General features: G+C 72.6%; 7 protein-coding genes and 2 tRNA genes. 4 read left to right on the top strand and 5 right to left on the bottom strand.

All coding sequences use genetic code 11. From position 1 onward, the window contains the following. Positions 1-101: 101 nt before the first annotated feature. The 3 genes from J5X07_RS08705 to J5X07_RS08695 all read right to left on the bottom strand — a co-directional run bounded on the left by J5X07_RS08705 (position 102) and on the right by J5X07_RS08695 (position 2,786). Positions 102-1,136, bottom strand: a complete 1,035-nt coding sequence (locus tag J5X07_RS08705; RefSeq protein WP_208479501.1) for an ABC transporter substrate-binding protein — start codon at positions 1,134-1,136, stop codon at positions 102-104. A 128-nt stretch (positions 1,137-1,264) separates the two neighbouring features. Then, entirely contained in the window at positions 1,265-1,975 is a 711-nt protein-coding gene (locus tag J5X07_RS08700; RefSeq protein ID WP_341769441.1) for a response regulator, read from the bottom strand. Next, on the bottom strand, positions 1,968-2,786 hold the full coding sequence (locus J5X07_RS08695; RefSeq protein ID WP_208479500.1) for a sensor histidine kinase: 819 nt from the start codon (positions 2,784-2,786) through the stop codon (positions 1,968-1,970). The genes J5X07_RS08700 and J5X07_RS08695 overlap by 8 nt, the downstream gene beginning before the upstream one ends. 192 nt (positions 2,787-2,978) lie before the next feature. Here J5X07_RS08695 and J5X07_RS08690 point away from each other — a divergent pair. The 4 genes from J5X07_RS08690 to J5X07_RS08675 all read left to right on the top strand — a co-directional run bounded on the left by J5X07_RS08690 (position 2,979) and on the right by J5X07_RS08675 (position 5,645). After that, positions 2,979-3,068: transfer RNA gene (locus J5X07_RS08690), tRNA-Ser, on the top strand. A 411-nt stretch (positions 3,069-3,479) separates the two neighbouring features. Further along, the gene (locus J5X07_RS08685) at positions 3,480-4,880 is read left to right on the top strand and encodes a hypothetical protein (RefSeq protein WP_208479498.1); all 1,401 of its coding nucleotides are present in this window, start codon (positions 3,480-3,482) and stop codon (positions 4,878-4,880) included. Between the two features lie 177 nt (positions 4,881-5,057). Then, positions 5,058-5,133 (top strand) — tRNA-Arg (locus tag J5X07_RS08680). A 98-nt stretch (positions 5,134-5,231) separates the two neighbouring features. Further along, complete coding sequence (locus J5X07_RS08675) at positions 5,232-5,645, top strand: hypothetical protein (protein WP_185732117.1); 414 nt, start codon at positions 5,232-5,234, stop codon at positions 5,643-5,645. Positions 5,646-5,745: 100 nt separating this feature from the next. Here the strand turns inward: J5X07_RS08675 and J5X07_RS08670 are convergent, their stop codons facing one another. Continuing rightward, positions 5,746-6,981 carry a PLP-dependent transferase gene (locus tag J5X07_RS08670; RefSeq protein ID WP_124934741.1) on the bottom strand — a complete coding sequence of 412 codons (1,236 nt, stop codon included), beginning with the start codon at positions 6,979-6,981 and terminating at the stop codon, positions 5,746-5,748. Between the two features lie 393 nt (positions 6,982-7,374). Then, a complete protein-coding gene (locus J5X07_RS08665) occupies positions 7,375-12,624 on the bottom strand; it encodes a S8 family serine peptidase (protein ID WP_208479496.1) in 5,250 nt (1,749 codons plus the stop codon). Between the last annotated feature and the right edge of the window lie 932 nt (positions 12,625-13,556).

Genomic DNA, 13,556 nt, shown 5'->3' with positions numbered 1-13,556 from the left:
GGGGGGGGGGGGGGGGGGGGGGGGGGGGGGGGGGGGTGGGGGGGGGGGGGGGGGCGGGGGGGGGGGGGGGGGCCGCCCCCCCCCCCCCCGGCGCCGGGCGCTCACTCCTTGGGCTGGGCGGCGATCTCCTCATCGAAGCGGGCGGTCAGCTCGGGCTTGGCCTGAGCGGCGGCGGCGAAGTCGTAGTCGACCAGTGCCACCTCATCGAGCTTGACCATCTTGTCGCTGGTCTCCGCCTCGGGGTTGGTGGGCACCTGGTAGGAGCCCACTGTCTGGCCGATGTTCTGGGCCTCGGCCGAGATCGCCCAGTCGATGTACTTCTTGGCCGCCTCGGCGTTGGCGGAGTTGGCCACCAGGGCCACGCCGCCGACCTCGTAGCCGGTGCCCTCCTGGGGGAAGGAGACCTCCAGGTCGGACATGCCCTCCTCCTGGTACTTCACGCAGTCGTGGGAGAAGACCAGGCCCACGCCCACCTCGCCGCGCCCGGCGATCTGCCCCGGGGCGGTCCCGGACTTGGTGTACTGCAGGACGTTGTTGTGCAGCTTCTTCATGTAGTCGAAGGCGGGGTCCTCACCGCCCAGGCGCACGTCCTGGGTCCACAGGGTGGTGAAGGCGGTGCCGGAGGTCGAGGGGTGGGCGGTGGAGACCTGCCCCTTGAGGGCGGGGTCGAGCAGGTCCTCCCACGAGTCGGGGGTCTGCACCCCCAGCTTGCCCAGCACCGAGGTGTTGGAGCAGAAGCCCAGGACCCCCACGTACACCCCGGTCCACTGGTGATCGGGGTCCTTGTACTTCTCGGGGATCGACGCCGCGCTGGGGGAGTCGTAGGCCTCGATGAGCCCCTTGGCGGCGGCGGCGCCGTAGCCGTCGACCGGGCCGCCGTGCCAGACGTCGAACTCGGGGCTGTCCTTGGCCGAGTCGAGGCGGGCCACGGTCTCCCCCGAGGACAGGCGCACGTAGGTGGCCGGGATGCCCGTGGCCTCGGTGAAGGACTCGGTCCACTTCTGGCACAGGTCCTCCATGGCTCCGCAGGCGACGGTGATCGACTCGGTCTGCGCCTGGTCGACGGCGCAGCCGGCCAGGGACAGGGCGCTCGCGGTGGTCACGGCGAGCAGGGCGGGCAGCAGCCGCTTCCTCATGGGATTCTCCTTTGAATCGGGTGGGGCCAGGGCGGTAGGAGGTCGCCGACGTCCCACCGGGCCCGCCCATCATCCCCGGGCGGGCGGGCAGCGGGGGTGTCGGAGAGTAACGGTTGGTAACACCTCTGTCACCGTGGCGCATCCATTCGGGGCATGAGGTAGCCCGAGCCCCGCACCGAGTGGATGTAGTCCTGCCCCTCCGCGCCCAGGGCGCGCCGCACCCGGTAGGCCGTCGTCTTGATCATGTCCTTGCCGCCGGTGCGGTCCTGGGTGCCCCACACCTGGTTGAGCAGGTCGCGGTAGGTCACGACCTGCCCGGCGCTGCGGGCCAGGACCTCCAGGAAGCGCGCCTCGGTATCCGGCATGTCCAGTGCCCGGCCGTGCAGGTGCACCCGGTGGGCGGCCGTGTCGATGCTCAGCCCCCCGTTGATCAGGGTCGCCGGCCTGCCTCCCCGCCACCGGCGCACCAGGGCCTGCGCCCGCAGCGTCAGCTCGCGCGGGCTGAAGGGCTTGGTGAGGTAGTCATCGGCCCCCGCCTCCAGGCCGCGGATGCGGTCGGGCTCATCGGACAGGGCCGTGATCATCATGATGGGGACCTCCGAGACCGCCCGGATCCGCTCGGCCACGGCCACCCCGGAGACGGCGGGGATCATGAGGTCCAGGACCACCAGGTCGAAGCGGTGCTGCTTGAAGGCCGACCACGCCTGCGCGCCGTCGGCGGCCGTGACGACGGCGAATCCCGCCGTCTCCAGGGCGAAGCGCATGATCATGAGGATCTGCGGCTCATCGTCGACGACGAGGACCACGGGCGCCCCTGGTGGCTGGACGGTGTCATTCACTGGTGCTCGCCCCCTCGCGATCAGGCTCCCGCCAGGTGCGCGGGAGGGTGAGGTAGATGGTGGTCCCCCTGCGGGAGATGGTATCGACCAGCACTCTGCCGCCGTGCAGCTCGACGATGCGCTGGGTGATCATCATGCCCAGGCCCGTGCCCGGGCGCCGCGAGCCGCCCGTGGCGAAGGGCGTGAACAGCACGGCCCGGTCCTCCTCGCTCATCCCCGTGCCGTCGTCGGAGACGGACACCGAGACGGTCTCCTCGGAGTCGGTGACGCGCACGAGGATGGACACGCCCTCGCCGGCGTGACGGGCGGCATTGTTGACCAGGTTGGTCACGGCCTGGCCCATGAGGCGGGGGTCGACCTGGATGCGCAGCGGCGCCCCGTGGTTGTCCAGGCGGATGGGGGCGGTGTGGACCCGGCGCAGCTGGGCGACGCACCCGCGCACGAGCCGGCGCATCTCGGTCCACTCCAGGTGGAGGTTGAACAGGTCGGACTCCAGGCCGGCCTCGGCCAGCAGGTCCGAGGCCATGTCGATGACCTGGTTGGAGTTCTCCGCGATCGTCTGGACGAAGCGGCGCTGATCGGGGTTGAGGGGGCCGGCGCTCTCGTCGAGCAGCAGCTCGGCGGCGCCGCGCACGACGGTCAGCGGCGTGCGCAGCTCGTGGGACAGCACGCTGGGGCGCCGCGTCCGCTCCTCCTGGAAGGCCCGCAGGCGGCACAGCTCCCCGCGGGTGCGCTGAAGCGCCCGCCGGGCTCGGCCCAGGGCGGCCAGGCTGCCGACGAGGGCCAGGCAGGCGACGGCGGTCGCCGCCATCCACCATGTCATCGCTCGCCCCGCTCCCCGGCCGCCACCGGTCCTGTGCGCCCGGAAGCAGGGTACCGCGCCGCCCCTGCTCGCAGGCGCGCGTGCGGGAAGCGGCGCCGGGGCGGGCCGCGCCCCGGCGCGGCGGGCCCTGTTTGCCTCTGCGCCCCGAGCCCGGTAGTCTTCTCACGCTTGTCGAGCGATGGAGATGTCGCATAGTGGCCTAGTGCGCCTCCCTGCTAAGGAGGTTGGGGTGGAAGCCCCTCGGGAGTTCGAATCTCCCCATCTCCGCCATCACCCGTGGCCCCGGGCCATCGGGTCTCATGGCTGCCCGGCCCGCTGATCCACCGGCGGTGCGATGGCCGGCCAGTGCCGCTCCCGTGTTGCGGCCGTGCTTCGGGCAGTGGATGCGCGCACCCGTTCCGCCCATGGCGGAACATCGGGAGTGCCTGGCGCCCTGGGGATTCCGCGGGAGGGGCCGGGATCCCGGGTAGGGGGCAAGGGCCACGGCTGGGGCGCATCGCCGTCGTCGTCCTATCGGGCCCTCATCCGGCTGCGTGCCGCCGAGCCGGCGCCCGTGCGGCTCTCCTTCAACCGGGCGCCACTGCGAGCGGGGCGCATCTGCCCAGGTGGTTGAAGACGGACATGGGAGCGGGCACAATCCGTAGGCAGCGTGTCCGCATACCACGCGTGAAAGGCTCCATCATGTCAGACCGCGACAGCTCGAATGCCGTTCCTGCGGGGGACGCCGCCTCCGCCGGTGCGGAGCAGCAGGACTTCAACGCGCGCACAGTGCTGATCAACAGTGACGTGCTGGGCGCCGCCCGCGCTGAGGCCCAGCAGATGGGAGCGCAGTCCGGGGCGCCCCAGCAGCCCGGTGCCAGCGGCGCGGGCGCACCTGGCGGCCAGCACGCCGCCCCCTCGTGGAGGCCCGAGCCCCCCGCCATGCCCGCGGGCCCGCCGCCGGAGGAGCAGACCCGCGCCTACCCCGTCGACGCCGGGGGCGCCACGGGCCTGCCCCCCGCCCAGCCCCAGGCGCCCTTCCCTGCGGCGGGCCCGGTGCACGGCGGCGCGGGCGCGCCAGCAGCGGGCACCTCGCCCTTCCAGACCAGCCAGCCCGGCCAGCCCGCGGCCGCCCTGGCCTCCCCCGGCCCCGGCGGTGCCGGTGACCCCGGGGCCCAGGGAGGCTCCGGGAGCGGGGCGGGCACCCCCGGCGCCGGCTCGGCCGCGCCCCAGGTCACCCCGTACCACCACCCGAGCCCGGGGCCGGCCTGGCAGGCCGGCAGCCCCGGCGTCGCGCCCAGCGCCCCCGGCGCGCAGAGCGGTCCTGCCGGCGCCCCCGCCCAGGCCGCGCCCGGTGCCGGCGTGACCCCCGCGGCTCAGGCGCCCGCTCAGTCGCCCTGGGTCCAGCAGGGCGCCTCGACGGTGGTCCCCGAGGGCCCCTTCTCGGCCCAGTCGGCCCCCGTGGCGCCCTCCGCCCCGGGAGCCCATGGGCAGGCCGCCGCCGGCCAGGCCATCGGGCATGAGGGCTACGCGGCGCCGGGCGCCCAGGCCGCCGGTTCCCATGCCGCAGCCCCGCAGGCGCCCGCCTCCCCGCACACCCCGGGCGCATCCCAGCCGTGGGGAAGCCGCTCCGAGGGCGAGGTCGGCATGTCCTCCGTCTTCCCCGTGGCCACCGCGCGCGCCGAGGCCGAGCGGGGGCAGCAGGGGGCCTCCCCCCAGGGACCGCAGGCCCCGGTGGCGAGCCAGTGGGACGCCGTGGCCTCCGGCCCCTCCGTGCCGCAGGCCTCACCCGTGGCGCCGGCGGCCCAGCCGGTGGCGCAGGGGGCCTCCCAGCCGGAGGCCTTCCCGGTCCGCACCGAGAGGCAGGAGGGGGGCGAGGACTCCCTGGGAGGCTGGCTCCTCGCGATCCTCCTGGCCGCCCTGCCCGTGGTGGGCTTCTTCTACCTGCTGGTGGTGGCCTTCACCACGGGCAGCTCCCCGACCCGCAGGGCCTGGGCGCGCGCGATGCTCATCTGGATGGTGGTCGGCGCTGTTCTCGGCCTTGTGTCGATCGTGGCTTTCGGCGGGAGTCTGCTGGCCCTCGGCGGCAGCCAGGGCGCTTAACGCGGCGGTGGCCCGCGGTCCTGCCGCCGCGACCCCTCCCCGCCGCCCTGCGACCGTGGAGGGCGGCGGCGGATCCGCGCCCTGGAGCCCGCCGCGGCTTGTGCCCAGGCTCACGGCATTCCGATTTGGCGGAGCGGGGGCCGGCGAGTAACCTTCTGGCTTGTCGGAAGCGACACAGCGCCTGTAGCTCAACGGATAGAGCATCTGACTACGGATCAGAAGGTTGGGGGTTCGAATCCCTTCGGGCGCACCAGCACCCCGTCATCGGCTGTCAAGTCGGAGTCGGGGTGTTTTCCATTCCCGGGGGTGAATTCCCAGGGGCTCGCGGTGCGCGAGTGGGACAATCGCCTCGTGCGAGACATCACCAAGGACACGCAGCTGTGCATCTCCCTGTCGGCCCGCCCCACGAGCATCGGCACTCGATTCCACAACCACCTCTACGAGGCCCTCGGCCTCGACTTCGTCTACAAGGCCTTCACCACCACGGACATCACCGCGGCCATCGCAGGCGTGCGGGGCCTGGGCATCCGGGGATGCGGGGTCTCCATGCCCTGGAAGGAGGAGGTCATCGCCCTGGTCGATGAGATGACGCCCTCGGCCAGCGCCATCGGATCGGTCAACACCATCGTCAATGATGAGGGCCGCCTGGTGGCCTACAACACCGATGTCATCGCCCTCCAGGCCGCCGAGCAGTTCGCCCTGTACACGGGCGTGCGGCCCAGCCCTGAGCAGGTCGCCGAGGCCTCCCGCCTCTCGCGGGCCTGACCCGACCCGGGGCGCGGGACTCCGGGCCCCGCGACACCAGCCCCCACCGCCCTGTCCCGCCCTCGCCAACCTCGGCGGTTGAAGGCACGAGGCGGGAGGGTCAGGAGCTGGCCGACGCGGCCCCCAGGGCCCGGGAGAGGTCCTCCACCAGGTCCTCGGCGTGCTCGATGCCCACGCTCAGGCGCAGCAGCCGATCGGTCAGCCCGTAGGAGGCCCGCAGCTCGGGCGGCACATCGGCATGGGTCTGGACGGCGGGGCAGGTCACCAGGGACTCCACGCCCCCCAGTGACTCGGCGAAGGTGAAGACCCGCACCGACTCCAGGAAGCGGGCGATGTCCACCTGCGGCGCCAGCTCGAAGCTCACCATGCCCGAGTAGCCGGGGTAGAGCACCCGCGTCACCTGCTCACTGCCCTCGAGGAAGCCCACCACGGCCCGGGCATTGGCCTGGTGCCGCTCCATGCGCAGGGCCAGGGTCTTCAGGCCCCGCAGCAGCAGGAAGCAGTCGAAGGGCCCCAGGGCGGCCCCCGTCGTGTTGAGCCGGTAGTTGAGCCGGGCCGCCAGGCCCTCATCGGCGACCACCACCGCCCCGGCCATGACGTCGTTGTGCCCGCCCAGGTACTTGGTGCCCGAGTGCAGCACGGCGTCGGCCCCCAGCGCCAGGGGCCGCTGGATCACCGGTGTGCAGAAGGTGGAGTCCACCACCAGCAGCGCCCCCGCCGCATGGGCCAGGCGGGCGGCCTCGGGCACGGGGATCTCCACCATCATCGGGTTGGTGGGGGTCTCGATGACCACCAGGGCGGCCGGCGAGGCCAGGGCGGCGCGCAGCCCCTCGATCCCGGTGACGAGCTCGACCTCGTAGGCGCCCTCCTCATGGAGCACCTCCAGGTAGCGGAAGGAGCCCCCGTAGAGGTCCTGGAGGGCCACGATCCTGCTGCCGTGCGGCGCCAGGGTCAGCACCGCCAGCTCCAGGGCCGCCATCCCCGAGGACAGGGCGAAGCCCGCCGTCCCGCCCTCCAGCTGGGCCAGGGCGTCCTGGAGGATGTCGCGTGTGGGGTTGGCGGTGCGCGTGTAGTCGTAGCCCGTGGACCGCCCCAGGCCCGGGTGCCCGTAGGCGGTGGACAGGTGGATGGGGGTGGTGATGGCCCCCGTCGCCGGGTCCGTGCCGGTGCCCGCTCGCACCAGGAGCGTCTCCAGGTGGAGGCCCTCGGCGCCCCGGTGCGTGGGGTGGTGGTGGACGGGGAAGGAGCGGCTGGGGCCCGACGGCGCCGCGGGCCCGGCTCCGTGAGCGGCCCCGGCGGGCGCGGTGTGCTGGTCTGCCTCGGGCTTCGTGGTCATGGTCGGCTCCTGACGTTCTCAGGCGGTCGGTGCCGCGCGGGCGGCTGCGCAGGGGGACCCGCGCGCCCGGCGGGCGGGGCAGGGATGAACACGAGCGCGGTGGGGCTCGCGGAGTGCGACGAGCGCGCGGCGCTCGGACTCTGACCGTTACGTGGAGGGCACAGCGACGGCTGGCGCTGTCAGCGCATGCGCATTCGACCCGCGGCCGGGCGCACCATCATCGTGCGGGTGGCAGGCGTCGTGGTCGGCATGTCCCGCACTGTAGCCCTGCGCGGTGCCCACTGCCACCCTCGTCCGCTCTGCGATCACGGCACGGGCAGGGGCGGGGCGCGACGCGGGCCCGCACCCCTCCTGGGAGCGCGGGCCCGCGCCTGTGCTGAGGGCGCCGTGGGATCAGTGACGCCGACGGCGCAGCCGGATCACCACGCCCCCGGCCGCCAGGGCCATGAGGCTCAGGGCCATGAGCCCCACCGCCCCGCTGCCGGTGCCGGGCAGTGCGCCCTCGGCCCGGGTGGACTTCACATGGCTGTTGCCCTGTGAGGCCGCCTCCCACCGGCTGCGCACATCGTCCACCGCGCCCGCGGGCAGGGGGTCCACCGGGCGCTCGCCCGGCTGCGTGGGCACCCGGGGGGCCTGGGTGCCGCTGGAGCCGCCGGAGCCGCTGTCGGGGGCGCTGACGGTGATGGTGACCTCCACCGAGCGGATGACCTGGTGGCCCGCGGCGTCCGTGGCCACGATGCGGACCGTGCTGGCGCCGTCGACCAGGACCGTGCCGGGCAGGAGCGACAGGGAGGTGCCCCCCTCGGCGTCCGCGGCGCCATCGTCGGTGACCGAGTACAGCGCCAGCAGCTTTGCGGCGACCGCCTCCTGGTCTCCCAGCTCACCGGGGGCCACCGTGAGCCGGGCGGCGTCGGGGCCCGTGATGACGGCGGCATCGTCGATCACGAAGCAGCGGATCTGCGTGGTGGTGTTCCCGGCCAGGTCGGTGCTCTCCACCGCCAGCCTGTAGCGGCCCGCTGCGAGGTCCGCGGTCTCGACCGCGGCCTCCAGGCGCGTCCCGGTGCTGGTGGTCCGGCTGCCGTAGGCATCGATGCTGGGCTCTGAGGCCTGCGACCCGTCCGCCTCCGTGGCGGGGTCGGCGGGCGCGCCCCCGGCTGCGGGGGCCTCCCGGCCGTCCTGCGCCGCCGGGGCGGCGGGGGACGGCTCGCCGTCCTGGGCGCCCTCGGGCCGGGAGCCCAGGGATGGTCCCTGGCCCGGGTCCTCGGTGGGCTGGAGGGCGTCCTCCACCTCCATGCGCTCCGAGGTCAGGGCGGTGCGCTTGTCCTCGATGACCCTGCCGTTGAGGCTGACCCGCATCGAGGCCAGGTTCGCATCCTCGGCCCAGGCATTCAAGGAGCGCCCATCGCGGATGGTCTCGTTGGCGCTGACCGTGTCCACGCCCACCGAGGGCGCGGTCGTGTCCACGGTGACGGGGATGAGGCCGATGAGGATGTTCCCGATGGCGTCCACGGAGTACACGCGGATGACATCGCCATCACGCACAGTCAGGACCTGCTCGAAGTCGGCGGAGTTGACCTCGGCGCCGGGGTTGTCCAGGCGCACGAAGTCCGCCGCCGTGGCGTTGTTGAGTGCCAGGTAGTAGCCCCAGCCGTTATCGGAGATCGAGCCGCGGAAGGCCACTGAGCCGTGGTTCGTGTAAAGCGTGCCGCCGGTCAGGAGCGGCTCGGTCATGGTGATCGTCGGCGGCTCGGTGTCCAGGTAGAGGCGGTAGATGTACTGCCAGGCGATCGCGCCCCGCTCATCGCGCACCACCATGCGGTACTCGGTCATGCCGGGGGATACCGGCAGGGGGGCGTCGAAGGATCCGTCGTCCTTGATCTGGGCGATGATCGGCTCATGGGCGGTGATCGTGCCCCCCTCGGCCCGCGAGCCGCGGATGAACTCGATGGAGCCCACCTCGGTGCCGCCGGAGTGGCCGCGCATCGTGAACAGGGACCCGTCCTCACTGAGGCTGGGGTGGGAGTCCTTGATGAGGCAGATGCTGGTGGAGGGGTCGCAGCCCTCGGTCTCCATCGTGGGGGCATGGACGCTCCCGGAGCTCCGTCCCCGGATCGGAAGCTCCTCATCCACCCAGTGGGCCCCATCAGTGGCGGAGATCCAGGTCACGATGCTGCCGGTATCCATGACCGTGTGGGAGAAGCCCCCCTGGTCATCGAGGATCACCTGCTCCCCATTGATCAGGACCTGCAGCTCACCCGCGCTGGCCCGGTCATCCGTGACCGTGCCCGTGAGCCTGGCGGTTCCGTCATCGCGGAAGACGACCTCGCTATCGACCAGGTCCTCTCCGGTGATCGTGATGACAGGGGCCTGCCCGTCGTGGATGACGGTGGCCGAGACCTCCGCGAGCCGGGCGCCCGCGTCGTCATAGGAGCGGATCCTCACCTCCTTCAGGGAGGGGGAGGTGGGAACCGATGCCCAGAACTCGCCCCTGTCCACGGGCGCCTCGCTGCCATTGACCGTCACCCGTGCCGCGCCGCCGCTGGCGAAGCCGTGGATCGACAGGCTGGCTCCACTGGAGCCGACCAGCAGCTCGGCGGGCATGGCCCGGCCATCGATGGTGACGTAGAGGCCCGGTTCGCCGTAGAAGAGGCGCTCGCTGGTCAGGGTCATCCCCCGGTCGACTGCCTCGATGCGCAGGAAGGGAGTGGTGCCGCTGAAGGTCGCCCGGTAGCTGCCGTCCTCCAGCTCAGTGACCTCGGCAGCGGTCTCATCCGCCAGGTAGGCCCGGGGAGCCATGAGAAGGCCGGTGCCCTCATCGGTGGCGGTGAAGCGCACCGAGTTCTCCTCCTGCTCCAGGATGGTGATGGAGGGGGCGATCGTATCGACTGTGAAGGGCAGGTCGACCACCTGCCACGGGCGGTCCTCACCCAGGCGGGCCGAGACGCGATAGGTGTAGTCCCCATCGGGAATGGTGGTGGCCCGTCCCTGCTGCGCGTTCCAGATGCCGCCGTCGAAGGACTGCCCCTTATGGGTGATCAGCCCGTTGCCCTGGGTCGTGACGATGTCCTTGCCGATCTCACGCGAGACGTTCTCATCATTGCCGAGTGTGGCCAGGACGGTGCCTGAGGAGTCGAGGATCTCGTAGGTGATCCGCTCGGCATTGCGCATGAGCAGCAGTCCCGGGAGGACCCCATCCAGATTGCCGTCGTGATTGGGCGACAGTGCCAGGGGCGAGCCGTGATGGGACAGTGGCATCGGGCCCTGGGGGGAGGATCCCAGCAGGCCCGTGGAGTCCCGCGGGGCTCCCTCGGCCCAGGTCCGACCCGGCTCCTGGATGATGCTCTCGGCATCCCAGTCCCCCACGAAGCCCAGGTAGGGCACCGAGAGGTCGGGGTGGGCGCCGTCGGCCTCCAGGCGCAGCCACCCCTCGATGAAATGGGGCGAGGCGGTGCCCGGCGTCAGGGTGAAGGAGACCTCGGCGCTCCCGCCGGCGGGGACGCTCACCGAGGCGGTCGAGGCCGTCAGGGTCTCATCGGAGACCACCGGCGCCGTGGGCTGCCCGGCCTCGTTGGTCTCGGTGAGGACCTGCTGGGCGGGCAGGGTGTACGCGGCCTCGTCCTGGCTGTGGTTGGTCAGCGTCAGGGTCATGGTGGTGGGGCCACCCACCTCTCGCAGGGCGACGGCGGGCCGCCCATCAACGGCGGCGCTCACCGGCGAGGCCAGGGCCCTGTCCACCTGGGCCAGGCCGGCGCCCACCTGGCGGGGCGGGAAGGGGGTGCCTGCCGCATCGGTGGGGATGGCCGCCGTGTTCATCAGGAGCCTGGTGGCCAGGTCGATGCGCTCGGTGCCGCTGAGCCCCGGGTGGCGTTGGGCCAGCGCCTGGTGCATGAGAGCGCTCATGCCCGCGATATTGGGCGCCGCCATGGAGGTCCCGGAGTCGGAGGCGTAGGAGTCCGAGCCCACGGTGGAGTACACCGAGCCGCCGATGCCGGAGATCTCCGGCTTGAAGTCCAGGCCCGGCGTTGTGCCCCAGGAGGAGAAGGAGGAGGGGGCCAGGGAGCTGGGGTTGTCCAGGACCTGCGTCTGGCGGGTCAGGCGGACCGTCTGCCCCGGGTCCTCAGCCAGTGCCCGCCGCAGGGCCAGGCCATCGGCGCGGGTCAGGGAGGCGCCGACGATGCTGTGCTCCCCGACCCCTCCCATGGTCACGTGCCCCGTGCCGCCCTGCTCGGAGTTGAAGACCAGGATGCCGGAGGCGCCGTGATCCAGGGCATGGCGGTACTTCTGGGCGAAGGAGATCTCCCCGCGCTCGACCAGCGCGTAGGCGCCGTTGAGCCGGGCGCCCTGCGCATAATCCGAGGACCGGCCGAGTCCCACGTCGACCAGCGCATGCGCCTCGTCGTCGATGGCACCGGTGGCCAACTCGTAGGTGAAGGCGGTCTGAGACCCGCCCTGCCCCAGGTAGCCGCGCGGGACGGTGATGGCGGAGTTGTCGATGGAGGCCACCGCCAGGGCCGGCCCCTGGGCCGCGGGGGCGTTGATGGTGCCGTCGTCCCATCGGCCCAGGACGTCGTCGCCGACCCCGGTGGTGGAGAAGCTCTGGCCCTCATTGCCCGCGGCCACCACGGTGAGGACCCCGGCCTCGCGCGCCCGGGCGATGGCCTGGTGGGCGCCGTCGGAGGCGTCAGGGATGCCGTTGGTCGAGCCCAGGGACATGTTGATGACATCGGCCCCCAGCTTCACCGAGTCCTCGATGGCCGCGATGATGTCGGAGTCGTTGGCGGTCCGGGAGCGGCTCGGGTCGTTGGAGAAGACCTTCATGGCCAGCAGCTGGGCATTCGGCGCGGCGCCATCGACCCGCCCGGTGGTGGCGAACTCGGACTCAGTGCCCTGCGAGCCGTTGGCCGCCGCGATCCCCGCCACGTGCTGGCCGTGCTGGGAGGAGGTCAGGTCCCTGATCTCGAAGCTCTCATCGGCGTAGTTGTAACCGTTGGGGACCTTGCAGGTGAACAGGCCGCCCTCGGGGTTGATGGCGCTGATCTTGGCGGCCCCGCAGTCATCCAGCCGCAGGTCCGGGTGGGAGGGGTCCACGCCGGAGTCGATGATGGAGATGACGGTCCCGGTGCCATCCGCGCCGTGGTCCTTGAAGGCGGCCGGGACGCCCTCAAGCTCGCGCGCCGTGTGCTCGGTGGCGTAGTAGACCCGCTCGCGCTTGACGGAGGCCACCTCCGGCTCCAGGGCGAGCCCCGCGATGGAGGAGGCCGGCATCGTGGCGCTGAAGCCATTGACCAGGTAGCCGAACTGGTCGCCCACGCTCAGGCCGTGCTTCTGACTCCAGGAGCCCAGCAGGTCGTTCTGAGCGTTCAGGCTCGCGGACTCCTGAGCCTCCGAGGGGCCGGCGGGCTGCTCCTTGAGGGTGACCAGCACCCGCACCTGCTCGGGCGATGCCGGCAGGGCCTGAGCCCTGAGCTCCTCGGCCAGCTCGCGCATGAGCGGGGAGCCGGAGACTGAGGAGGCCGCTGCGGAGGCGGGCGGAGGATCCTCGGCCCGCGGGGACGCGGGGGCGGGGGCTGCTGGGAGGGCCAGTGCGGTGACCAGGGCCGCGGCCGCTAGGGATGCGAACCGCCTGATCAGGGGAGTGGACACGGAATGCTCCTTCGCAACCGCGGCAGCCAGGCGGCCGCGGCGTCATGGGATGGGAGGTGGTTGGGACGTGGCGCCCGGGCGCCACGGGTGCGGGCCGGCCCCGCACCGGCCGGGGGCCAGTGAGGAGGGCCGTGCTGGGGGAGGCCGGGCCCGGTGGCTGGGAGCGCCGCAGGGCCGAGGGGATTGTAACGTTTTATTTCCTGCTCCCCGCACTGGCGCGGGAGGATCGCAGGGGCGTCGACAGGGGCCGGCAGGCCGGTGATTCCCCTCTCTGGCCGTATTGTGCTGGGGGCGCGCCCGGGGGCTCGGGGTTTCCTCACAAGCGCCGTGCAAAACTACGTGGAGAGCATGGGGCCCGCCCGCCTCCTGGGCGCGAGTCTCTCCGGGTCCCTGCGGGGCCAATGATCCCCGTGCTCCGCGCGGCGGTGCCCTCCGGGGGGGCTGGGTGGGGGAGGGGTAAGACTTGACCCTCGGGCCCGCCGTGGCGGGCCCGAGGGTCCAAGCCTCGTGAGGGGCCCTCTGCCACCCGGGTTCCCATGCACCCGGGGAGATGGCCTCCTCCTTCACCGGAGCGGTGGCCCCGGGCTCCCTAAGACCCGGTGCCGGCCTCGGAGACCCGGTCCGTCATCAGGCTCCCCAACCCTCGGGACCGGTTCCGTCCGGTGGTGATCACTATGTAACGCGACCACCCTGGAAGAACCCACCTCCTCGCACTGTGAACCACCTGGGAAATATGGTCCGGCCCGCCCTGCGGCCTCCCGGGAGAAAGCCGGGGGCGCAGGGCCTGCCGGGGCTGCCGGCACAGCCCGTGGCGATGCGCGGGGACGGGCTGCGGAATCCGAGTGGCGCCCGAGCGCTCCGCGGGGAACACTGATGGATGCGGGGCCCCGTAGCGCCCGCGCCTCCTCCATACGCCCCGCATCGACGCCCTC

The sequence above is a fragment of the Actinomyces bowdenii genome (assembly GCF_017592395.1).
Taxonomy (GTDB): Bacteria; Actinomycetota; Actinomycetes; order Actinomycetales; family Actinomycetaceae; genus Actinomyces; species Actinomyces bowdenii.
Note: the sequence above shows the minus strand (reverse complement) of the source record. Positions and strands in the feature narration are given on the sequence as shown.

What these genes read in the sequence shown, in the direction of transcription:
- J5X07_RS08705 (WP_208479501.1), bottom strand. Translation starts at nt 1,136, where the DNA reads ATGAGGAAGCGGCTGCTGCCCGCCCTGCTCGCCGTGACCACCGCGAGC.
- J5X07_RS08695 (WP_208479500.1), bottom strand. Translation starts at nt 2,786, where the DNA reads ATGGCGGCGACCGCCGTCGCCTGCCTGGCCCTCGTCGGCAGCCTGGCC.
- J5X07_RS08685 (WP_208479498.1), top strand. Translation starts at nt 3,480, where the DNA reads ATGTCAGACCGCGACAGCTCGAATGCCGTTCCTGCGGGGGACGCCGCC.
- J5X07_RS08670 (WP_124934741.1), bottom strand. Translation starts at nt 6,981, where the DNA reads ATGACCACGAAGCCCGAGGCAGACCAGCACACCGCGCCCGCCGGGGCC.